23 protein-coding genes, 1 tRNA gene and 1 pseudogene are annotated in these 21408 nt (G+C 71.5%); 7 read left to right on the forward strand and 18 right to left on the reverse strand.

Annotated elements, in window-relative coordinates:
* Positions 1-109 precede the first annotated feature (109 nt).
* A complete protein-coding gene (locus ACQP09_RS08460; RefSeq protein WP_433397246.1) occupies positions 110-556 on the forward strand; it encodes a DoxX family protein in 447 nt (148 codons plus the stop codon).
* A gap of 120 nt (positions 557-676) precedes the next feature.
* Here the strand turns inward: ACQP09_RS08460 and ACQP09_RS08465 are convergent, their stop codons facing one another.
* Positions 677-1252, reverse strand: a complete 576-nt coding sequence (locus ACQP09_RS08465; protein ID WP_433406520.1) for a superoxide dismutase family protein — start codon at positions 1250-1252, stop codon at positions 677-679.
* Positions 1253-1588: 336 nt separating this feature from the next.
* Here ACQP09_RS08465 and ACQP09_RS08470 point away from each other — a divergent pair, with 336 nt between their 5' ends.
* Positions 1589-2398, forward strand: a complete 810-nt coding sequence (locus ACQP09_RS08470) for a DedA family protein (protein ID WP_433397248.1) — start codon at positions 1589-1591, stop codon at positions 2396-2398.
* 16 nt (positions 2399-2414) lie between these two features.
* Here ACQP09_RS08470 and ACQP09_RS08475 read toward each other — a convergent pair whose 3' ends face one another.
* The 4 genes from ACQP09_RS08475 to ACQP09_RS08490 all read right to left on the reverse strand — a co-directional run bounded on the left by ACQP09_RS08475 (position 2415) and on the right by ACQP09_RS08490 (position 4961).
* Positions 2415-2654: a DUF2277 domain-containing protein gene (locus ACQP09_RS08475; protein ID WP_433397250.1), complete on the reverse strand. Its 240-nt coding sequence runs from the start codon at positions 2652-2654 to the stop codon at positions 2415-2417.
* Between the two features lie 51 nt (positions 2655-2705).
* Entirely contained in the window at positions 2706-4070 is a 1365-nt protein-coding gene (locus ACQP09_RS08480; protein WP_433397252.1) for a DUF1254 domain-containing protein, read from the reverse strand.
* A gap of 1 nt (position 4071) precedes the next feature.
* Positions 4072-4521 carry a DUF7144 family membrane protein gene (locus tag ACQP09_RS08485; protein ID WP_433397254.1) on the reverse strand — a complete coding sequence of 150 codons (450 nt, stop codon included), beginning with the start codon at positions 4519-4521 and terminating at the stop codon, positions 4072-4074.
* A gap of 206 nt (positions 4522-4727) precedes the next feature.
* Entirely contained in the window at positions 4728-4961 is a 234-nt protein-coding gene (locus ACQP09_RS08490; RefSeq protein WP_404057528.1) for a hypothetical protein, read from the reverse strand.
* Positions 4962-5084: 123 nt separating this feature from the next.
* On the opposite strand from ACQP09_RS08490, the gene ACQP09_RS08495 reads away from it, so the two are divergent.
* Complete coding sequence (locus ACQP09_RS08495; protein ID WP_433397256.1) at positions 5085-5408, forward strand: hypothetical protein; 324 nt, start codon at positions 5085-5087, stop codon at positions 5406-5408.
* Positions 5409-5443: 35 nt separating this feature from the next.
* On the opposite strand, the pseudogene ACQP09_RS08500 reads toward ACQP09_RS08495, so the two are convergent.
* From ACQP09_RS08500 to ACQP09_RS08510, 3 genes and pseudogenes are all read right to left on the reverse strand, one after another.
* Positions 5444-6084, reverse strand: a pseudogene (locus tag ACQP09_RS08500) (GNAT family N-acetyltransferase).
* 102 nt (positions 6085-6186) lie between these two features.
* Positions 6187-6585 carry a TraR/DksA family transcriptional regulator gene (locus ACQP09_RS08505; protein WP_433397258.1) on the reverse strand — a complete coding sequence of 133 codons (399 nt, stop codon included), beginning with the start codon at positions 6583-6585 and terminating at the stop codon, positions 6187-6189.
* Positions 6586-6752: 167 nt separating this feature from the next.
* A tRNA-Val gene (locus tag ACQP09_RS08510) sits at positions 6753-6824 on the reverse strand.
* A gap of 280 nt (positions 6825-7104) precedes the next feature.
* Between ACQP09_RS08510 and ACQP09_RS08515 the strand changes: the two genes are divergently transcribed.
* The 3 genes from ACQP09_RS08515 to ACQP09_RS08525 all read left to right on the forward strand — a co-directional run bounded on the left by ACQP09_RS08515 (position 7105) and on the right by ACQP09_RS08525 (position 9889).
* A complete protein-coding gene (locus ACQP09_RS08515; RefSeq protein ID WP_433397260.1) occupies positions 7105-7905 on the forward strand; it encodes a DUF4097 family beta strand repeat-containing protein in 801 nt (266 codons plus the stop codon).
* 264 nt (positions 7906-8169) lie between these two features.
* Entirely contained in the window at positions 8170-9474 is a 1305-nt protein-coding gene (locus tag ACQP09_RS08520; protein ID WP_433406521.1) for a hypothetical protein, read from the forward strand.
* 196 nt (positions 9475-9670) lie between these two features.
* The gene (locus tag ACQP09_RS08525; protein ID WP_433397262.1) at positions 9671-9889 is read left to right on the forward strand and encodes an FmdB family zinc ribbon protein; all 219 of its coding nucleotides are present in this window, start codon (positions 9671-9673) and stop codon (positions 9887-9889) included.
* Between the two features lie 63 nt (positions 9890-9952).
* Here the strand turns inward: ACQP09_RS08525 and ACQP09_RS08530 are convergent, their stop codons facing one another.
* The 4 genes from ACQP09_RS08530 to ACQP09_RS08545 are packed head-to-tail and all read right to left on the reverse strand — an operon-like array spanning position 9953 to position 15209.
* On the reverse strand, positions 9953-10612 hold the full coding sequence (locus ACQP09_RS08530) for an O-methyltransferase (protein ID WP_433397264.1): 660 nt from the start codon (positions 10610-10612) through the stop codon (positions 9953-9955).
* Positions 10613-10667: 55 nt separating this feature from the next.
* Positions 10668-11501: an HAD family hydrolase gene (locus ACQP09_RS08535; protein ID WP_433397266.1), complete on the reverse strand. Its 834-nt coding sequence runs from the start codon at positions 11499-11501 to the stop codon at positions 10668-10670.
* Positions 11498-14014 carry a phosphoribosyltransferase gene (locus tag ACQP09_RS08540; RefSeq protein WP_433397267.1) on the reverse strand — a complete coding sequence of 839 codons (2517 nt, stop codon included), beginning with the start codon at positions 14012-14014 and terminating at the stop codon, positions 11498-11500. The genes ACQP09_RS08535 and ACQP09_RS08540 overlap by 4 nt, the downstream gene beginning before the upstream one ends.
* A 22-nt stretch (positions 14015-14036) precedes the next feature.
* Entirely contained in the window at positions 14037-15209 is a 1173-nt protein-coding gene (locus tag ACQP09_RS08545; protein ID WP_433397269.1) for an HpcH/HpaI aldolase/citrate lyase family protein, read from the reverse strand.
* A 246-nt stretch (positions 15210-15455) separates the two neighbouring features.
* On the opposite strand from ACQP09_RS08545, the gene ACQP09_RS08550 reads away from it, so the two are divergent.
* Positions 15456-16370, forward strand: a complete 915-nt coding sequence (locus tag ACQP09_RS08550) for a TerD family protein (RefSeq protein WP_433397271.1) — start codon at positions 15456-15458, stop codon at positions 16368-16370.
* Positions 16371-16374: 4 nt separating this feature from the next.
* On the opposite strand, the gene ACQP09_RS08555 is transcribed toward ACQP09_RS08550, so the two are convergent.
* The 6 genes from ACQP09_RS08555 to ACQP09_RS08580 form a co-directional block, all read right to left on the reverse strand.
* A complete protein-coding gene (locus ACQP09_RS08555; protein ID WP_404057552.1) occupies positions 16375-17109 on the reverse strand; it encodes a TerD family protein in 735 nt (244 codons plus the stop codon).
* Positions 17110-17283: 174 nt separating this feature from the next.
* On the reverse strand, positions 17284-18444 hold the full coding sequence (locus ACQP09_RS08560) for a DUF475 domain-containing protein (protein WP_433397273.1): 1161 nt from the start codon (positions 18442-18444) through the stop codon (positions 17284-17286).
* Positions 18445-18514: 70 nt separating this feature from the next.
* Entirely contained in the window at positions 18515-19090 is a 576-nt protein-coding gene (locus ACQP09_RS08565; protein WP_070203934.1) for a TerD family protein, read from the reverse strand.
* 166 nt (positions 19091-19256) lie between these two features.
* Positions 19257-19832 carry a TerD family protein gene (locus ACQP09_RS08570; protein ID WP_018511706.1) on the reverse strand — a complete coding sequence of 192 codons (576 nt, stop codon included), beginning with the start codon at positions 19830-19832 and terminating at the stop codon, positions 19257-19259.
* A 138-nt stretch (positions 19833-19970) separates the two neighbouring features.
* Positions 19971-20429, reverse strand: coding sequence for a peroxiredoxin (locus ACQP09_RS08575; RefSeq protein ID WP_433397276.1), 459 nt, complete (start codon positions 20427-20429; stop codon positions 19971-19973).
* 182 nt (positions 20430-20611) lie between these two features.
* Positions 20612-21049: a DUF3052 domain-containing protein gene (locus tag ACQP09_RS08580; RefSeq protein ID WP_433397278.1), complete on the reverse strand. Its 438-nt coding sequence runs from the start codon at positions 21047-21049 to the stop codon at positions 20612-20614.
* Positions 21050-21408: the final 359 nt, after the last annotated feature.

Here is a 21408-nt window from a genome sequence, read left to right on the forward strand (position 1 = left end):
TTTTCAGCCACCCGACAGAATGTTGAACTTGCAAGTACTGGTGAGGTTTCCCTAACCTGAGGCGCTCAGTCGGTTCACGCCCCCACCCAGACCGAGGAGCCCACCCCCCATGCCCCTTCACCTGAACAGGGCCCAGCCCTATGCGCTCGGCCTCTTCCGCTTCGTCGTCGGCCTGATCTTCGCCGTCCACGGCGCCTCCAGCCTCTTCGGCGTGCTCGGCGGCCGCGACGTGGCGGCCGGCACCTGGCCGGGCTGGTACGCCGCCCTGATCCAGCTGGTCTGCGGCACCCTGGTCGCGCTCGGCCTCGGCACCCGTATCGCCGCCTTCATCGCCTCCGGCTCGATGGCCTACGCGTACTTCGTGGTCCACCAGCCCGAGGCGCTCGCCCCGGTGGGCAACGGCGGAGAGGCGTCGGCCCTCTTCTGCTGGGCGTTCCTGCTGCTGGTCTTCACCGGCCCGGGCGCCTTCGCCCTGGACCGCCTCTTCGGCTCGCGCACCGAGCACGCCCCGGCCGAGGACTCCCGCCGCGAGCCCGCCACGCCGGTCTCGGTCTGAGGCTCACAGGCCCGGCCCCGGACGGTACGGTGCCCCGCTCCCCGCGACGCGACGGTCGCGGGGAGCGGGGCACCGCCGTATTCCCCTCGGGTGCCGCCGCCGTACACGGCAAGGCGCCGGCTAGGACGAGAACGGCACCGTGAAGCAGGCCACCCGCTTGCCCGCGCCGCCCTGCGCGTCGTGCACGACCACCGACCGCGCCCCGCCGTCCCGGAACCCCCACTCGTGCCGGGCCTCCGCCTCGCCGGCGCCGTTCCGGTCGGTGCGGAAGTCCAGCCACACCTCGTTGACCGGGTCCGCGGTGGCGGAGGCGCGGTGCTGGTAGTGCGGCCCCGCCGAGGCGGGATCGGCCGCACAGGGCGAGGTGTGGACGTGCATCCCGTACGCACGGTTCGGGACGAGGCCGCGCAGCCGGGTGCCGACGCGGTGACTGGTCCGGTGGGAGTACTGCGTGATCTCGATCCGCGCGGCGGCCGGTACGAGGGCGGTGTCGTACGTCAGCGCGTCGGACGGGACGAAGGAGCCGGGCGGCGAGAACACCCCGTCGGCCCGCATCCAGAACACGCCGCTCCGCGAGGCACCACCGACCGGTCCCGCCTCCCCGGCACCACCGGCGGCGGCGGTGTGGGCCGCGTGACCTCCGCCGTCCGGCCCGTCCGCCGCGCCGTGGGCGATGGAGACGCCGCCGCCGAGCATCACCAGGGCCGCCGCGCCGACCAGGAGCCTCCGCCGGACGCTCCCGGGCGCCCGCACCGACGACACCTCTGCCGCCCCTGCCACCTCTGCCGTCCCTACCGTCCCCGCCGTCCCCGCTGCCTCTGCTGTCCTGTCCACCTGTGGCTCCTCGCTCGTGCCGGTCGCTTCGGCCTGCCTAACGCCCCTACCACCGGCGAGGTGTACACGACCCGCACAACATCACCCGACCCTGAGCCATCTGCGCGGAACCTCCACGCGTACGCTGTACAGCTGAACCTGCCGCCCATGCCGCTCCCCTGCGACGTCGCGGCGTTGACACGATCGGGGAGTCGACGGGTGCTTGAGAGTGTGGCCGCACTGACCAGCAGCCCATGGATCTACGTGGTGGTCGCGGCCTCGGTGCTCCTGGACGTCTTCCTCCCTCTGCTGCCCAGCGGTGTCCTCGTGATCACCGCCGCCACCGCGGCCGCCGCGGGCTCGACCGGCGTCAACGGTTCGGGCGACGCCACCGGTGAGGTGCCCTCGCTCGTGGTCCTCATCCTCTGCGCGGCCACCGCCTCGGTCCTCGGCGACCTCGTCGCGTACCGTCTCGCCTGGCGCGGCGGCGACCGGCTGGACCGGGCGATCGCACGCTCGCGCCGCCTCACCAAGGCGCAGGAACGTCTCGGCGCGGCTCTGAGCCGGGGCGGCGGGGCGCTGGTGATCGTCGCCCGGTTCGCCCCCGCGGGCCGCTCGGTGGTCTCGCTCGGGGCGGGCGCGGCCCACCGCCGGAAGCGGGACTTCCTCCCCTGGTCCGCCGTGGCGGGTCTGGTCTGGGCGGGCTACAGCGTGGGCCTCGGCTACTTCGGAGGCCGGTGGCTCGGCTCGACCTGGTTCGGGACGGCCGTCTCGGTGCTGGCCCTGTTCATGGCGGGCGCGCTGGCGGCGTTCGTGGTGAAGAAGCGCCCGAAGGCGGCGCGGGAGGCGGGGGCGGGTTCAGTAGGGACGGGTTCGGCGGGGGCCCTCCAGGCATCCTCCGTACCGGCGGACGCATCCGGGTCCGCCACCTCGGTCACCACCTCCCAGGCCGCCCCGGCCCCCGGCACCATTCCCGGCCAGCCGAACGGCCCCGCCCCGGTCACGTCACCGGCGCCGGTCTCGCCCTGAGCCGTCGGCCGGGGCCTCAGCTCTCGGCGGTGCTCCGGGTGGCGGCCGAGCCCCGTATCTCCAGGCCGTCCAGCAGCTTCATCGTGGCCTCGGTGATGTCGTCGACGGCACGGTCGAACACCTCCCGGTTGTGCGCGGCGGGCGCGCGGAAGCCGGACACCTTGCGTACGTACTGAAGGGCGGCGGCCCGCATGTCCTCCTCGGTGGCCTCTTCGGGGAGGGCGGGCGGGCGAAGGGTCTTGATGCTGCGGCACATGACTCCAGTGTGGACCGCACCACTGACAACGGCTCGCGTCGCGACCGGCTCCTACCCTTCGACCCGCTCGATGACGGGGATCTCGTACCTCCCGTCGAGGACGGCGGCACCCGGTGTGTACAGCCGCAGCATGGGCCGGAAGTCTCCGGCGGGCGCGGGGAGCCAGTTCGCCGCGTGGGCGGGGTCGGCGGGCCGGTCGTGGGAGAGGGGGAGGGTGAGCGAGCCGTCGCCGGCGTGGACGAGGCCGGGCGTACGGTCCCCGATCGAGTAGCGGTGGGCCGGATTGTCGACAAGGCGGTAATCCGGCGTGCTGTACATCGTCACCGACCAGAACGACTCGACGGGCGGCGGCTCCGGGAAGCGCAGGAGGTAGGAGTACGCGCCGTTCAGCTGCCGGCCCTCGCTGTCCTGGAAAGTCTGGGCGTACACCGCCTCGTACCCGTGGTTCCCCCACAGCCCGATCCGGGCGGCGACCGCGCGGGCCAGGTAGGAGGCCTCGCGGTCGGCGATCCGCCACTGCGGCGAGTCGACCGTGCCGACGCCGAAGTGGTCCAGGTTGTAGTCGAAGAAGTGCGGGTCCAGCTCCCAGCTCCCCGGCCTCCGGCCCGCGCCGCCGCCCGTCCCGGCACGGCTGACCCCCTCGACCCGGGCCCGCCCCCGCTCCAGCCCCTTGGCCAACGCGTCGACGAGGTCCGGGGCGGCGGCGACGTACGGCGAAGGCCCCTCCTCCAGCAGCCCGAGCGGCTGGAAGCGGTCCTGGTACGCCTGGTCGGCCGCGGACGGCGGGAAGTCGGCCATCCACACCCGCAGCTCCTCGAAGAATCGCAGCTCCTCGGGTACGCCGGGCTCCGGCGCGGGCAGGCCGGTGCGGTGGGGCCTGCCGTCGAGCGGGGTGAGGGTGAGCCGCTCCTGGAGCGCTCGGACGCGCGGCAGGTCGCCGGGTCCGTCGCAGGCGTAGCGCCCGACGACGGTCACCACGGAGGTGGGCGCGTCGATGACCCCGCGCAGGCCACCGGGAACGCTGCCGGCCCAGCCGGGCGGCACGATCAGCCACTCGCCCTCGCCGGTACCGGTGGCGCGCCGGCCGACGTACGCGAAGGGGTTCGTCCAGGCGTCGACGAACTGGAGCACGTAGTACGCGCCGCCGGTGCCGGGGACGTGGAGGCGCAGCGGCCCGCCGGAGAGGTCGAGCTGGGCGACGGAGTAGACGGTGTCGTTGTTGACGGAGACGAACTCCGTACGGTGGTCGGCGAGGTGCTCGGAGTGGGCGAACCGGTTGAAGGGCTCGGCCGCCATCCCGCCGAACCCTTCACGGAGCGATCTCCCGACCATGGAGAGGTCGTCCACCAGGGGGTATCCGTAGACGTACGCCTCGGCGGCGAGGTCCACGAGCTCCGTCCTGGTGCGGTCGGCCACGTCAGAGCACCGGCTTGGAGCGGTCGGTGCACAGGGCCCAGATGATGAAGACGTCGATGGCGATGGTGACGACGGCCCAGATCGGCGTGTACGGGAGCCACATGAAGTTGGCGATCAGGTTCAGCGAGACGAGGACGATGCCCACGACCCGGGCCCAGGACGCGCCCTTGAGGATGCCCCAGCCGACGAAGATCAGGAGCACGCCGAGGATCAGGTGGATCCAGCCCCACGCGGTGACGTTGAACTTGAAGACGTACTCGTTGACGACCGTGTACACGTCGTTGGTGGCGATCCCCGCGATGCCCTTGATCACTCCGAGGACACCGTCGACGAGGAGCAGGAACCCGGCGAACAGCGTTCCGCCGCCGGCCCACGGGTTGCCGGCGGCGTCGCCGGGTGCGGCGGGGCGGGACGTACTGCTGCCGGGCGTCGGTGCGCTGGGCTGGGACATGAGAACTCCTCGGCCTGGGCAGGCACGCCGGGCGCCTGCGGTCCTGACCTGCGCTGATGGTGCGTGCAGATCAGCTCCGACGTTCCCTGCGCCCGCCCCGGCAAGCCACTTGGACGCACCCGTTCGGGTGACGCCCTCTCGCACTCACCGGGTGTGACGGCCCATTCGTACTCACCGGGTGTGACGGCCCACTCGTACTCACCGGATTACGAGTTCGTGGCCGGGCTCCAGGTGTCGAGGTCGCCGCCGCGCCATTCGATCAGCCCCGGTCGGTCCAGCTCGACGGCCTCGTCCGGCCCCGGCGCGAACCCGGCGGCCCGCAACAACGCGGCCACCTCACCCCGCCCGTGCGCCAGCCCCACGATCTGCCCGTGCACGGTGACCCGCCGCGCTCCGGTCGCGGAGGGCGGGTACACGATCACAGGCGGGTGCGCGGCCATGTCTCCACGGTGCCTTGGCGCTCGCGGGAGCGCATCCCGGGAGGCCGTGGCGGTGGCGGACGAGGGCTGCATCCCGCTCCGAAAATCGTCCGGCCCCTGGCCCTGAACACGAGAGGATGAGCCATGGACCCGATCGGAGAGCCCGGAACGCCCTGCGGATTCGAACGAGCGGACCGACCGGCGGGCCCGGATGATCTCTTCCTGCACATCATCGAAATGGGCTGCACCGACGTCTGCGTCCTCGCGCTGACGGGCCCGCTGACCGGCCGCATCCTCACCGGCAACAGCGACGGGCACCGGGGCCCAGACCTCTCCCCCGCCACCGACTTCCTCGACTGGTACGAGAGTTGGCTCGACGGCATGAGCGCCGGACGCACCGACAGAACACTCGAACTCACCGCGCCCGGCTCCGCCGCCGTCCCTGGAACTCGCGGACAGGACCGGTAGCCCCACCGAACCCGTCAGCCGCCCGCAGCCCGCCCCTACCGACCGAGCAGCAACGCCTCCGACCCCACCGGCCGGAACCCGGCGGCCTGGAACGCCCTGATGCTGCGCGCGTTGCCCGCGGCCTGCTGCGACCAGAGCGGTTCGCCCCCGGGCACCAGGTGGCGGCGGCGGTGGCCAGGGCCCGGCCGAGACCCCGGTGCCGGGCCTCCTCGTCCAGCTCGACGGCCACTTCCCAGCGCCCCGCCACCCCGCGCCCGAGGACCAGCACCCCACCGTCGACCGCCCACATCCGCACGCCGTCACGCCGCCCGCGGGCGCTCACCACCCGGGAGTGAACGGGATCGGTGATCTCCCGCAGGTCCAGCGGAGGATCGTCGGGGAGAGCGGGCGCGACCGTGAGGAGGTCGATGGTGTCGGTGGTCCGGCCCGTCCGCTCCAGGAACGCGTGCAGGAAGCGCGGGTGCATGGTGGCGGCCAGCGCATCGCAGTCCAGGGACGCCAGGGTCGCGGGGACCCATGCGGGATCCTCGTCGGTGAACACCACCGAGTGCGCGGTGAAGGCGATCACGCCACTGTCCCGCCCACTCGGCGCCTCCACCACGGTGGTCCCCCCGTCAGCTGCCGGAAACCGACCGCGCGCGGCCCCGTCCAGGATCTCCGCGAGTGTCTGCCCCATGCCTGTTCCTCTCCCCGTCCCGCCCCTGTACGCCTGCACCCATAGGGGCTGCGCCCATCATGGAGTGCCCGGCGGATGCGCCGTAGGACCCCGTCGGCACGCTCAACGGCGACGCTCCGCGCGCCCGCCCGCACAACCGACACAGGTCGTGGCCGCCGGCCGCACCTCCAGCCGGGCCGCCGGAGTCTGCTCTCCGCACACCTCGCAGCGCCCGTAGTCGCCGCTCGCCAGCCGTTCCACGGCCAGGTCCAGCTCGGCCAGATGCTCCCGCGCCTGCGCCAGCAAGGCGGCGACGTGGGCCCGCTCGAAGGCGGTGCTCGAACCCTCGGGGTCATGCTCGTCGTCGACGGCCACCAGGGCGTTCGCCTCGACGATGGCCTCGAAGTCACGGCTCAGCGCCGCCATCCGCTCGCTCGTATCGGCGTGTTCGGCCAGGAGCCGCTGCCGTACGGCTTCGTGCTCGGGCGGGACGTACGGGCCACCACGCGTGTCCTCGGTCATCCCCTCCACAACGTCGGTCGGGGAGCGCCCATTCCCCTTGCTGCCTGGCGGCTTCCGGGCGCCTGAGACCTGCGGGGGCCGGGGCGGGCATGCGAGGGGTTTGCGGACGGCTGACGAACGGCCAGGGCCCCGACCGTGACGGTCGGGGCCCTGGCCGTTCGCAACGGTGGGCGCGGACGGTTTCGAACCGCCGACATCTGCTTTGTAAGAGCAGCGCTCTACCCCTGAGCTACGCACCCGTGGATGAGGCAACAGCGTACATGGACCGGACCACCTGTTCATAAACCGGATCGGGAACCGCTCGGAGCGGCCCCGAGCCGCAGGTCCTGGTCGGGAGTGCTGGTTGCAAGCGCCCGTCCGGAGGCGCGAGCGCCGGCCCCGAAGGGGGGGTTAACCCCACCTCGGAGACGGTAGCCGTCCGGATGCCCCTGCCCCCGCCCCGGTACATACGGTTTGCAGTACACCGGCAGCGACGACCGGTGGCACTGTCCGGCCTTATCTCCTGGGGGACCGATCATCGTGGACATCCGTACCAGCGCACCGACCCGCACGCGCCGCAGGGTCCCCGGCCGGCTGCTCGCCGTGGGGAGCGGGGCCGCGCTGCTCGCGCTCGGTCTCACCGGGTGCGGGAGCACCGACGTCGATGACGCGCCCGCGGAGCGCACGTCGTTTGCGTTGCAGGGGAAGACGCTGACCATCGACGCCGAGGACTCGACCGTGACCCTGGTGCCGGCCGATGTGGACGAGGTCGAGGTCGAGCGGCAGGTCGACGGGTGGGTCGTGCTGGGGAGTGGGCCCGATCCCGTCTGGAAGATGGAGAACGACACCCTGACGCTCCGGGTGAGGTGCGACGCCATGATCAACAACTGTGCCGCGCGCCACGAGGTGAAGGTGCCCCGTGGGGTGACGGTGAAGGCCGACGCGGACAACGGCCGGATCGCCGCGGCCGGGTTCGACACCCCGCTGCGGCTCTCCGCCGACAACGGCGACATCGTCGTACGGGACTCCGGCGGGCCGCTCGACCTCAAGAGCGACAACGGGTCGCTCCTCGCCGAGCGGATAGGCACCAAGTCCGTGGTCGCCCGCGCGGACAACGGCGAGATCCGGCTGGGGTTCAGCGGCGTGCCCGACCTGGTGGACACCGTCAGCGACAACGGGAGCATCGTCATCGATCTGCCGCAGGGCGGACAGAAGTACGCCGTGAACGCGAACGCCGACAACGGCGAGGTCAGCATCAAGGTGCCGCGCAGCGAGAGCAGCGCCCATGTGGTGAAGGCCCGCAGCGACAACGGGGAGGTGAAGGTTCGAACGGCGAACTAGAACCGCGAACTATCGGGCCCGTGTGTTCGTCCTTACCTGGTGGGAGAATGTACCGGCAGGGGCGGAACAGCACGGGAGAGGGATGTGACGGCGACACACACGCGGCCAGAGGCAGGAGCGGGTGGGAGTTCCGCCGTCGAGAGCGTTTCCGGTGCCGGGGGCGGAGCCGGTGCCCGGAACGGAGCCGGATCCCAGGGCGAGGTCCATGCGCGGCGAGCGCCGGGAAGGCGGGCAGACTCGGCAGTCCAGGGGCTCCGGGATGTTCTGGCCCTCGCGCTGCTGCCTGTGCCCCTGCTCGTCGCCACGCTGCCCGCCGCCTTCGCCGGGGGCGGCACCCGGCGGTGGTTCGGCGGGCGTGGGGAGAGCCAGCGTGCCGAGGCGCAGGCAGCCAGGGACGCGGCGGCCGAGGCCTTCTACGAGCTGGACACCGCCCAGCGTGACCTCAAGATCTCCATCGAGACGATCAACGCCGTCGACAACTCCCCACGCGGCCGCAAGGCGGCGGAGGACTTCGCCGCGCTGGGACGGCGCATCGACGACGTCAGCCACGCCTACATCACCGCCGTCGACGCCCACGACCTGGACCGGGACGATCTGGAGCCGTCCGTCGCCGCCAATGCCCGTACCGAGCTGACCCGGGCCAAGGACGATCTCGTACGGGTCAAGGGCGAGCTGGACCGGTTCGGGCAAGGGCTCGGGACGCTGCTGGGCAGTGCGGAGACCCAGCTCGCCCGGCTCGCCCCCGCCGTGGAGCGGGCCCGGCAGGCGCTGCTCGGGGCGAGCAACGCGCTCGATGCGGTACGGGCGGCGGGGCTGCGCGCCGATGAGCTCGCGGCCCGGCTCGCCGCCCTCGCCCCGGAGCTGACCAAGCTGAACCAGGGCGCGGGAAAGCACGGGGTCGCCGAGACGCTCCAGCGGGCCGATGTGGTGCTGCGCGACGCGGAGGCGCTGCGGGCGGAGGCGGAGCGGCTGCCGGAGCGGGCCGCCGAGATCGACCGGCGGCTGGTGTCACTGCGGACCCGCGCACAGGCCCTGACGACGCGGGCGGGCTCGGTGGAGCCGGTCCTGAGCGAGCTGCGCCGCCGCTTCTCGGCCGCCTGCTGGCAGGACCTCCAGCCGGTGCCGGAGCAGGCCGCCGTCAACGTACGGCAGGCCGAGGAGAAGCTGGCGGAGGCGGCGAAGGCGCGGGACGAGCAGCGCTGGGCGGATGCCACGTCCCGGCTCTCCACGGTCCGCGCCCTGCTCAACGCGGTCGACGAGGCGGTCTCGGCCGCCGGGGACCGGCTGCAGCGGTTGGACGCCGTGGCGAAGGACCCGCAGCAGGAGATCGAGCGGACCCGGTTCGCCGTACGGGACGCGCAACGCCTCGCCATGGCCGGCCGGCACACGCCCGACCCCCGGCACGCACGGCCGCTGGACGACTCGGTGGCACGGCTGGACCGGGCCATCGCCGGTCTTGAGGGCCGCCACCCCGACTACTGGCACTTCCTGACCGAGACCGAGGCCGTGCGCCAGACCGCGGCCCGGGTCGTCTCCGACATCCGCGAGGAGCGCGGCGGCGGGGCCTGAGCCCGCGCTGTTCCAGGTGGCCGGAGCCACGCTGTTCCCCAGGGAGCCACAGCCGCACTGCCTGCTCCGAGCGGCGTGAGTCCGCGCTGCCCCAGGTGCCTGGAGCGTGCCTGGAGCCTCGCCGCTCCAGGAGCCCGGAGCCGCGTGGTTCCAGGTGGCCGTAGCCGTCCGGCGGTGATGGCTCTAGCCTGAGGCCATGCCTCGCTATGAATTCCGCTGCCGCACCTGCGGAGACACGTTCGAACTCAGCCGTCCCATGGCCCAGTCCTCGGACCCGGCCTCCTGCCCGGCCGGCCACGACGACACCGTCAAGCTGCTCTCCGCCGTGGCCGTGGGCGGCGCCGCCTCGTCCGCGCCCGCGCCGTCCAACGGCGGCGGGGGCGGAGGCTGCTGCGGCGGCGGTTGCTGCGGCTGAGCCCGGCCGCGTAACGGAGCAAGCAGTAGCCGCTTGACAGAGCAAGCGGAAAGAGACCGCGCGCTACTTCTTGCGCGCGAGCGTCAGGCCGTCCGCGATCGTGAGCAGCACGCTGTCCATCCGGGCGTCGGCGGCCGCGTGGTCGTTGAACTCCTTGATCGCCGCCGTCGACCCGGTGGCGTGCGGGTCCGTGACACCGCCGTGGAAGAGCACGTTGTCCACGGCGATGAGCCCGCCCTGCCGCATCCTGGGCACCAGCTCCTCCCAGTACGCGATGTAGCCGCCCTTGTCCGCGTCCAGATAGGCGAAGTGGATGTGCGGCTCGGCGGGCATGGCGCGCAGGGTGTCCAGGGCCGGGGCGATGCGCAGGTCGATGCGGTCCGCGACGCCCGCCTTCTCCCAGGCCTCGCGCCCGTACGCCGTCCACTCCTCCGAGATGTCGCAGGCGATGAGCGTGCCGTCGGCGGGCAGCGCCTGGGCCATCGCCAGTGCGCTGAAGCCGGTGAACGTGCCGACCTCCACCACGTGCCGGGCGCCCACCAGCCGGACCAGGAAGGCGAGCAGCGGGGCCTGCTCCTCGGCCGACACCATGCCCGCGTGGTCGGGGAAGCGTGCGTACGTGGTGTCCACCAGCTGCCGCTGGACCGGGTCCAGCGGCGGGTTGTGGGCCAGCATGTACGCGTACAGCTCGGGAGTGATCGTGGTCTCGTTGCCCTTGGTCATGGCTCCAGCCTTCCCCAGCCCACGCAGTCGCGCAGCCGAACGCGCGGAGCCGGACCTACGTGGCCGAAGCCGCCAGGAACCGGCGCAGGATCTCCTCCCCCGCCGCCCCGCCCCGCTCCTTGAGCGCCACGACGTGCGGGGCCCGCCAGTCGTGGTCGGCCAGTTCACCGTGGCCGGGGCGCCAGCCGAGGTCGGCGGCGAGCAGCAGGTCCGCGTCGAGGAGGGAGTCCCCGGCGGCCAGCGTGCGGGTGGCCCCGGAGCGGCGGGCGACCTCGTTCATGGCGGCGCTCTTGGTGAGCGGCACCGGAACGGCGTAGATCTTGCGGCCCTGGAGCGAGACCGTCCAGCCGCGCTCTGCCGCCCACACCGCCAGCTCCTTCACCCACTCCTCGGGCAGCAGCGAGCGCTCGACGACCAGGTACGCGAAGAGGTTCTCGGCCACCCGCTCCTTGAGGAGCCAGGCCGGGTCGGCGGTGGTGGCGAGGTGGGCGCGGATCTCGGTGAGGGGGGCGCACTCGTCGGCGATGCGTGCCTCCACCTGCCGCTGCCAGTCCCGGTCGGAGACGCCGTCGACCAGGATGTGGCCGCCGTTGGCGCAGATCGCGTACCGCGGGGCGGGGCCGGGGAGGTGGATGCGGTGGTACTGCTCGCGGGTGCGGGTGGTGGTGGGGACGAAGACCGTGGAGCCGGCCACCTCGGTGAGGAGCGCGGCGGCTGTCTCCGTCATGTACGAGAGGGGCTTGTGGCCGTACACCTCGACGCAGAGCAGCCGAGGGGCCTCCGCGTCGGGCATCGACAGGTCGAGCGAGGCGGCCGAGTAGATCAGCGTACGGTCGAGGTCGCTCGCCACCAGCGTGGCGGAGCCGTTCCCGGCAACGGGGGTGCTCATGCGCCCTGCACCGCCTTGCCGTCCGCGCCCGTCGCGCCGCGCGTGAACCGGGGGTGGATCAGACCGACACAGCTGTACGGGAGGTCGTCGACCTCCTCGACCGGGACGCCGCGCTGTTCGGCCAGCAGCCGGATGTGGGTCAGGTCCGCGCCCGCGCCGCGCTTGGCGAGGATCTTCCACGGGACCCGGCGCAGCAGGACCCGGGTGGTCTCGCCGACGCCCGGCTTGACCAGGTTGACGTCGTGGATGCCGTACTCCTCGCTGATCCGCTCGACGGCCGCCCAGCCCTCCCAGGTCGGGGCCCGGTCGGCGGCGAGCAGCTCCTTGGCCTCCGCCTCCACCTGGTCCGCCACCTCGTCGAAGCGCGCGGTCACCGCCGCCAGGAAGTCGCCGGACACGTCCGACTCCGCCAGCTCGCGGTAGAACTTCCCGCCGTGGAAGTCGTTCGGCCCGACCAGGTCGGCGCGGAGCACCGTACGGGAGATGAGGCCGGATACCGTGGAGTTGAGGCAGGCCGAGGGGATCAGGAAGTCCTCGCGGGTGCCGTACGTACGGACGCAGCCGCCCGGGTCGGCGAGCACCGCGATCTCCGGGTCGAAGCCGGCGATCCCGGTCGACACCTCGAACGCGCTGATCGCCGCCGCCAGTTCGCGGGTGATCGCGCCCTTCCCCGTCCAGCCGTCGACGAACACCACGTCGGCCGGGTCGTGATGGGCGGCGAGCCAGCGCAGCGCGGTGGCGTCGATGCCCCGGCCCCGGACGATGGAGATGGCGTAGTGCGGCAGGTCCAGGCCGTGCCGGTGGCGGGCCCAGTGACGCATCAGGACCCCGACGGGCGTTCCGGCGCGGGCGAGCGAGACGAGGACCGGGCGCGGGCCGCGTTCGGCGAGGACCGTCTCGGTGACGGTGCCGACCGCGCGGGCGATGCGCGCGGCGGAGGCGTCCAGCGCGGCCGTGAACAGGGCCTGGTACTCGGCGCTCGGCTGGTACTCGACGGGCAGCGACTCCGCGTAGTGCGCGCCGCCGCTCTGGATCGCCTCCTCGCGCTCCTCGGTCGGCGCCTCCAGCTCGGTGTGCGAGAGGTCCTGGAGCAGCCAGCCGACGTCCTCGGGCGCGTAACTGGAGAAGTCGGGGCCTCGGAGGGGCTCGGGCAGCACGGCGGGCTCCTGAACAGGTGTGGGGGTGTACGACGGGACCACCGCGAGGAGGACCTGGCCGGCGTGGGCCGCCAGGCGGGCCAGCAGGCCGTCGGGGGCGTGGAGCCCGGGGGTGTCGGCGGTGGAGTCGACGACGGCGACCACCGCGTCGAACCCGGCTCCCGCCACGTTGTACGCGAACCGGTCGCCGGGGCCGTCCGCCGGACCGTCGTGGGCCGGGAAGACGAGGCGGGTGCGTATCGCGTATCCCGGGTCGTCGACGGCGAGGACGGGCGAGCGGGTGGTCGTGGAGTACCGGACCTCCGCGTCGGATCCCAGCGCCTCTTCCAGCGCGGTACCCAGGCGCAGCGGCGCGTACATCAGCTCCTCGAAGCCGAGGACGAGGACGCGGCCGTGGCGGGCACCGCCGTCCAGCGCGTCCGCGATCCGCTCCGCCATCCCCGGGAGCGCCGCTTCGAGCGCCGCCCGGTGCGCCGGGGTGAAGCCGTGCCGGCCGCCGTCGGGAACGCCTGCGGGCCAGTCCAGCGCGACGCGGGTGACCGGGGCGGCGTGCTCGTCGGCCTCGTGGGCCCGGCCCGTCTGCTCCGCCTCCTGGGCCGCGACCAGGGCCTGGCCGCGTTCCAGTACGCCTTCGGGGAGCGTGACCGTGCCGGAGGAGCGGGTCACCAGGTCGACGCGGGCGCCGATCTCGGCGGCGAAGGCGGTCAGCCGGTCGCGGTCGCCCGCTGAGCGCATGTCGACCAGGGCGACGATGACGTACCGGTCGCGCGGATACAGCTCGTGGAGCGCGCGGACGGTGTTGAGCACGGTGTTGCCGGTGGAGAACTCGTCGTCGACCAGCACCAGAGTGGACGCCTCCGCTCCCCCCGCCAGCAGCTCGGGGTCCTCCGGCAGCAGCAGGTGCGAGGTGGCGTGCGAGTGGGCCTCCTCGAAGCCGCCGGCCTGCGCGACGCCCGCGACGGGCCGCCGGGTGGAGTGGAGGTACGGGGCGTCCCGCAGGCCGTCCGCGACGGCGTGGCCGAGGCCGGTGGCCGTCTCCGCGTACCCGAGGACCACCGCGCGGCGGGCCTCGTCGGCGCCGAGGAGCGCCCGTACGCGCTCACCGAGCCCGTACCCGGCCCCGTACACGACCGAAGGCTTCTGCGGCACATGCTTGCCCAGCACGTTGGAGACGAGCAGGTGGGCCCGCTTGGGGTTGCGCCGCAGGGCGAGGCCCAGCAGCTCCTGGAGCTCCCCGTCGCCCTCCAGGGCCACCCCCAGCCGCTCGGCCACCCAGTCGCCCGACCACACCACGTCCACGGCCTCTTCTCTCCTCGCGCGCCCGCTCGTCGGTACGCGCTCACTACGCTCGGTCATCGACACCCGCCGCCACGGGCGCTCACTTCGTCAGGCCGGCGGCCAGCAGGTCCACGAAGCCGACGTCCTCGCTCGCCACACCGAAGACCTCGGCCCGCCGGAGCGTGCGCTCGGCCCAGGCCCGGTGGGGCTTCACTTCGTTCATCTTGTTCGTATACGCCGAGCGCAGCACCCCGCCGCCTCCGCGCTCGGGCCGCAGGATGTCCTGCGCGTCGGTGAACTCCTCGTGACTGACCACGGAGAGTGCGTGGACGGGTGCCACATGCGACGGGTGGATGCAGGTCTTGCCGAGCAGGCCGTTGGCCCGGTCCAGCTCGATCTCCCGCAGCAGTCCGTCGAGGTCGTGCTCGATCAGCGCCGTACGCAGCTCCTCGGCGCTGCCCTCCAGGAAGGGGCTGCGGCGCAGCTGGGGCTTGAACATGCGCTCCTGGCGGCGGAAGTACTCCCAGACCGGGCCGCTGATCGTGAAGCCGGTGCCGTCGGCCCGGCCCAGCACATTGACCACGTCGGCGATGACGGAGCCGACGATCTGGACGTCGTACGCCGTCATGTCGGGCGCGCGGCGCAGTCCGTAGGCCGAGCAGAAGTCGGTGACGCCGAGCCGCAGGGCGAGCACGCGGTCCCGGTACTTGTCGACAGAACGCGCGATGCCCTGGAGGACCTCGCCGCGCGTCTCCAGGTGGAGCAGCTCGGGCGATTCGAGGACGGGCATGGCGAACAGCCGCTGCCCGCAGGCGGCTTCGGCCTCTTCCAGGGCCTCCAGGAAGAGCGTCCCGCGCTTCTCGGTGAATTTGGGAAGTACAAAACCGGACAATGTCCGGACGGCCGTGCCGAGCCGGTCGACCAGGTCGGTGATCTGGCCCGGTTCCCGGACTCGGACGAAGAGGAGCGGCAGTCCGGCGCCCGTGGCGTCCCGCTCCGCGAGCGCGGTGAACTGCCTGACCAGGTTGGCCTCGGCGTCGACCACCTCGGCGTCGTCGATGGAATCCTCCAGGCAGAGCACCATGGAGACGACGCCGCGCCCGGCCTGCTTCATCACATCGTCGGCCAGGGTGGGCCGGGTGGCCGGGGAGTAGAGCGTGGCGCCCAGCGCGACGGAGAGCAGGCTCGCGGGCGAGTCCGCGGTGAACTCGCACGGCTCGCGGAAGAACAGGCCCTCCCGGGCAGCGGGCGGTATGTACCCGAAGTGACGCATGAGTTTCCCCCGAACTGCCTGACCGGCCGGACAACGTATGGCCGGTAATAGTACGTACGGACGAGTGTCAACAGTTCCCGATGTACATGAATTTCCGGTTACCCGCCCTTCACCCGGCCTCTCCTCGCGGTACCGTTCGGCCCTCCTCCTTCCCCCTCTCCGGCTCGCTACCAGCGCAACAGGACCGCAACAGGACCGGGGCTTTGCCGCCCCCCGCGTTGTCCGCACGTGCCGCCGACAGGCAGGATGACGCCCATGACGCACACGATGCTGAAGGGCTCGAACGTCCCGGTCGACGCCGTGGCCGTACGGGCCGTGCTGCGGTGGACCCCGGGGACCGGCGTTCCCGATGTGGACGCCTCCGCTCTGCTGCTCGGGGCCTCCGGCCGTGTGCGGTCCGACGAGGACTTCGTCTTCTACAACCAGCCCCGCCACCCCTCCGGTCTGGTCCGGCGGCTGCCGAAGCGGAGTGTCCCCGAGGGACTCACGGACACGGTCGAGGCGGATCTCGGCGCGCTCGACCCGTCGGTGGACCAGGTGGTCATCGCCGCCTCGTCCGACGGCGACGCCTTTCAGCAGGTGCCGGACCTGCGGATACTCCTCTTCGACGCCGCCTTCGCCGACGGCGAGCCGCTGGCCGTCTTCGATGTGCGGCCGGAGACCGGGGAGGAGACCGCGATCATCTGCGGCGAGCTCTACCGGCGCGGCGAGGGGTGGAAGTTCCGGGCGGTCGGCCAGGGCTATCCGACCGGGCTGATCGGTCTCGCCACCGCCTTCGGGATCTCGGTCGACGATTCGGAAGCCGGGAACGGGCCGGAGGAGGAGCCGGCCGGTGCCGCTCAGGCTCCCGCGCACGCCGTCTCCGATCCCGCCGCGCCCCCGCACGCCGCCTCCGCGCCGGGCCCCGACTCCCAGGCCACCGTCCTGCACCGGCAGCCCGCCTACGGCTACCCGCCACCCGCCGCGCCCCCGGCCGTGCCTCCGGTGCCCGCCGTGCCCGCGCCGCAGCCCGCCGCGAACGCCCAGCCGGCGTACGGCTACCCGCAGGCGGCCGGTGCGCCGCCCGCGTACGGCTATCCGCAGCCCGCCGCGGCCGCCGCCCACGCGCCCGACCCGCACTTCGTCCTGCCGCCGCAGGGGCCGCAGTTCATCCGGTCCTGAGGGCTCAGGTCCGGGACTTGTAGCCGCGTCCCCACTGCATGCCGTAGCCGTAGAGCCGGTCCAGCTCGGACTGGAATCCGTAGACGAACTTCACCTCGCGCCGCACGATCAGCTCGCCCTTGACGTTCTCCACGGTGAACACCGCGCAGGAGCGGGCCTGCGGCGCGCGCTCGTCGAGTTCGATCTCGATCCGGGGGCCGTTGCCCGGGTAGAGCGTGATCTTGGCGTGCGTCCGGTCGAACGCGGGCGTCCGGTCGTAGATGTAGACGAAGAAGAGCAGCCGCTTGAACTGGTCGCGCTGGTCGAGGTTGACGTACACCGTCTCGCCCGAGGGCGCGCCGAAGCGGTCGTCCCCGCTGAGCCGGATGTAGGGCGGGCTGTTCAGATCGCCGATCAGGTTGCCCAGCGGCTGGACGACCCCCTTGGTGCCGTCCGCCAGCTCGTACATGCAGCCGAGGTCCAGGTCGACGTTGACGACGCCCTGGGTGTGCGCCTGCACCACCTCGGGCTGGAAGAGCTTGAGCGGGCGCCGCAGCCGGCCGCTCTGGCGTGAGCGGCCCTCGATGTCCGACGTACGCATCCGCCAGGACAGGTTGACCCTGAGGTTGCCCGAGAGGGCGCCCTGTTTGCTGAGCGAGACCGTGGCATTGCGTTTCGAGAGCACGATGGCGCTCGATGTGCCGTTGCCCGAGTCGAACTGTGCCGCGCGCGCCGGCCACAGGCCGTCGAAGAACCCCATCCCAACCCCCACCTGTCCGACCTGTTCGCCGTGTCGGCCTGTCGCCTTGCCCGCCCGCCGTCCGCGGCCTGGCACACCACTGCGGGGCGGCCACCGGGCCGGGTCCGGGAGAGTCCCGGAGAGCCGTCGCCGTGTGGGCCGCCCCGCAGAGAGCGTTCCTCAATCCCTACCGGGTCACACCCCTGAGTGGACGTGGGCCTTGGAACCGGGACTTCCACCGATGTCCCCGCCGCCTCCGCCCGAGGCGGCGATGGCCTTGTTGCGGCGGAGCGAGGACCAGAAGGAGAGGCCGATGAGGACGACGCCGATCAGGCCGGTGATGATCTCGTTGATCTCGTACTGGATGGTGACCAGCAGGATGACCGAGAGCGCGCCGATCGCATAGTGCGCGCCGTGCTCCAGGTAGACGTAGTCGTCCAGCGTGCCCTGGCGGACCAGGTAGACGGTGAGCGAACGGACGTACATCGCGCCGATACCGAGGCCGAGGGCCATCAGTACGATCTCGTTGGTGATGGCGAAGGCGCCGATGACGCCGTCGAACGAGAAGGAGGCGTCCAGTACTTCCAGGTAGAGGAAGAGGAAGAACGCGGCCTTTCCGGCGAGGGCGACCCCGGTGACGGACTTACCCTTCTTCCTGGCCTCTTCCTCGGCCTCGTGCTCGCGCTCCTCCTCCTCTTCGAGCTTGCCCTCGAAGAATCCGGAGAGCCCGCCGACGATGAGGTAGGTGATCAGACCGGCGATACCCGAGAGCATGACGGTCGACGCCTTGTCCACGTGCCCGCCACCGTGCTGGTGGGCCTGGGTCGCGAAGGTCATGGCGGTGATCATCAGCACGATCAGCGCGACGCAGACCGACAGCATGTCGACCTTGCCGAGCTTGGCGAGCGGGCGCTCGATCCAGCGGAGCCACTGGATGTCACGGTCCTCGAAGATGAAGTCGAGGAAGATCATCAACAGGAACATGCCACCGAAGGCGGCGATCGACGGATGGGCGTCCGTCACCAGTTCCTTGTAGCGCTCGGGGTCGTTGAAGGAGAGGTCGATGGCCTCGATCGGTCCGAGCTGGGCGCTCACGGCCACGATCACGACGGGGAAGACCAGCCGCATGCCGAAGACGGCGATCAGGATGCCGACGGTGAGGAAGATCTTCTGCCAGAAGGCATTCATCTTCTTCAGGATTCCGGCGTTGATCACCGCATTGTCGAAGGACAGCGAGATCTCCAGGATCGTCAGGATCGCGACGATGCCGAATGCTTGCCACCCCCCGTAGAAGAAGGCCGCGACCAGGCCGAGCGCGGTCACCGCGAACGACCAGCCGAAGGTTTTCAGAACCACTGCTACCCCATCGTGTTTATGTAAGGGTCTCCCCCGGTGTGTACGGGGCTCCCCCGCGCCGTGCGCGGCGTTACGAAACGTTGACGCCGAAGTCTAGAGCGATGCCGCGCAGCCCCGACGCGTACCCCTGACCGACTGCACGGAATTTCCACTCACCCTGATAGCGGTAGAGCTCACCGAAGATCATCGCGGTCTCGGTGGAGGCGTCCTCGCTCAGGTCGTAGCGCGCCAGCTCCTGGCCGTCGGCCTGGTTGACCACGCGGATGAAGGCGTTGCTGACCTGACCGAAGGCCTGGCCGCGGTTGTCCGCGTCGTGGATGGAGACCGGGAAGACGATCTTGTCGCAGTGGGCGGGGACCTGGTCGAGGCGGACGATGACCGACTCGTCGTCGCCGTCGCCCTCACCCGTCAGGTTGTCACCGGTGTGCTCGACGGAGCCGTCGGGGCTGGTGAGGTTGTTGTAGAAGACGAACCACTCGTCACCGAGCACCCGGCCCGACCGGCACAGCAGCGCGCTGGCGTCGAGGTCGAAGTCGGCTCCGGTGGTGGAGCGTGCGTCCCAGCCGAGCCCGACCAGCACCTGCGTGAGGTTGGGTGCGACCTTGGAGAGGGAGACATTGCCTCCCTTGGCGAGTGTGACGCCCATGTGTGTCCTCCCCGAGTCGTGGAAACGCTGACGGGCGCTTTCGACACCCGCGGTCGGGCGTCGAAAGCGCCCGGTTGAGCGCGTCCGGCGCCGCACGGGGCGGCGCCGGACGGGGTGGTGCGTGGGCGCGGCGCTGCGCGCCCGGTCCTGCTGGGCGTGCGTGTGCTCAGACGTTGACGCCGAAGTCCTGCGCGATGCCGCGCAGGCCCGAGGCGTAGCCCTGGCCGATGGCGCGGAACTTCCACTCGGCGCCGTTGCGGTAGAGCTCGCCGAAGACCATCGCGGTCTCCGTCGAGGCGTCCTCGCTCAGGTCGTAGCGGGCGAGCTCGCTGTTGTCGGCCTGGTTCACCACGCGGATGTACGCGTTGCGGACCTGGCCGAAGCTCTGCTGACGACTCTCGGCCTCGTAGATCGAGACCGGGAAGACGATCTTGTCGACGTCGGCCGGGACACCGGCGAGGTTCACCTTGATGACCTCGTCGTCGCCCTCGCCCTCACCGGTGAGGTTGTCACCGGTGTGCTCGACGGAGCCGTCGGGGCTCTTCAGGTTGTTGAAGAAGACGAAATTGCCGTCCGCCGCGACCTTGCCCTCGGCGTTCGCCAGCAGCGCGCTGGCGTCGAGGTCGAAGTCGCCGCCGGTTGTGGTGCGGGCGTCCCAGCCCAGACCGACGATGACCGCGGTCAGGTTGGGCGCGGCCTTGGTCAGCGAGACGTTGCCGCCCTTGCTGAGGCTGACTCCCACGAGTCCTCCAGTAGTTTTCTCAGGGGCCGGCAGACACCAGCGTCCCCGTCGTTCGTTGGCATCGGATCAACGATTGGATCCTAGTGACCGGTTCCCGGCCAAAACAGGCTTTTGGCCGGGCGTCGCCAGGAGATCGCCTCAGAGCGCTTCGAGCGCCTTGATGTAGTCGTTCAGGTCACGTGCGTCCGGCAGACCGTTGACGACGCTCCAGCGGACGGTGCCCGCCTTGTCGATGATGAAGGTGCCGCGCACCGCGCAGCCCTTCTCCTCGTCGAAGACGCCGTACGCCCGTGAGGTCTCGCCGTGCGGCCAGAAGTCGGAGAGCAGCGGGTATTCCAGGCCCTCCTGCTCGGCGAAGACGCGCAGGGTGTGGATGGAGTCGTTGGAGACGGCGAGCAGCTGGGTGTCGTCGTTCTCGAAGCGGGGCAGCTCGTCCCGGAGCGCGCACAGCTCACCCGTGCAGACGCCGGTGAAGGCGAACGGGTAGAAGAGCAGGACCACGTTCTTCCCGCCCCGGAAGTCCGCGAGCCGCACGGTCCGGCCGTGGTTGTCCTTCAGTTCGAAATCCGGGGCCTCGGTGCCGACCTCGATCGCCATGGAACAGGTATCCCTTCCGCCGCTTCCCACTTCTCGCTTCCCGGAACGGCCGGTACGAATCCGTACGCACGCGTCCGGCCGTCCGGGTGACTCCCACCCTACGCACGGCCGGCGGGGCACGTACGAAGGCCCCCGGCAGCGCGTAAGCGCCGCCGGGGGCCCCGGGTGGTCCTGCGAGTGGTTCAGCGCTTGGCCTTGGCCCCCTTGGGGGTGGCCAGACGGCTTCCCGTCCAGTCCTTGCCCGCGCTGATGCTCTTGGTCTGGGCGAGACCGGCCGTCTGGGCAGCCTCATTGATGTCGCTCGGCTCGACGTATCCGTCACGGCCGGTCTTCGGCGTCATCAGCCAGACCGTACCGCCGTCCTCGAGCAGACCGATGGCATCCACCAGCGCGTCCGTAAGGTCGCCGTCCTCGTCGCGGAACCAGAGCAGGACGACGTCTGCGACATCGTCGTACTCCTCGTCGACGATTTCCTGGCCGGTAGTGGCCTCAATGCCCTCACGGAGCTCCAGCTCGACGTCGTCGTCGTAGCCGATCTCCTGGACCACCTGTCCGGGCTCGAACCCCAGGCGTGCTGCCGGGTTGGTCCGCTCCTCCGCGTGGTCCGCGGTCGCGCTCACGGGATGCCTCCTGATCATGTCTTCGGAAAATGCTGCAGCCACGCGCGTGCGCGGGGCGTAGGCGTAGTCCACACGGGCCCGGCGAATCGCGCAAGTACCCGGCGTGCGAGACCGCCTAAACGGTGACGTTCCCTGCCACGTCACCGCAGGCTCCGGCAGGTCTCTCCGGGCCTGGGCCTGTCCCTCCGGGGCTCCGCAAGGTCGCCCCATCCGTTTACGTCCTTCCTCAGCTTATGCCGTTTCGCTCCGGCAATCGGATTCGAACAGCCTTTGGGAACGCTTGGACGGCTTGGGCGTAAGGTTGCGGTTTGCCCGTACCCCGCCGCGTACTGCCCATACTCGTGCCCCGCCGGAGAAAT

It is taken from the genome of Streptomyces sp. CA-146814 (assembly GCF_050942385.1).
GTDB lineage: Bacteria > Actinomycetota > Actinomycetes > Streptomycetales > Streptomycetaceae > Streptomyces.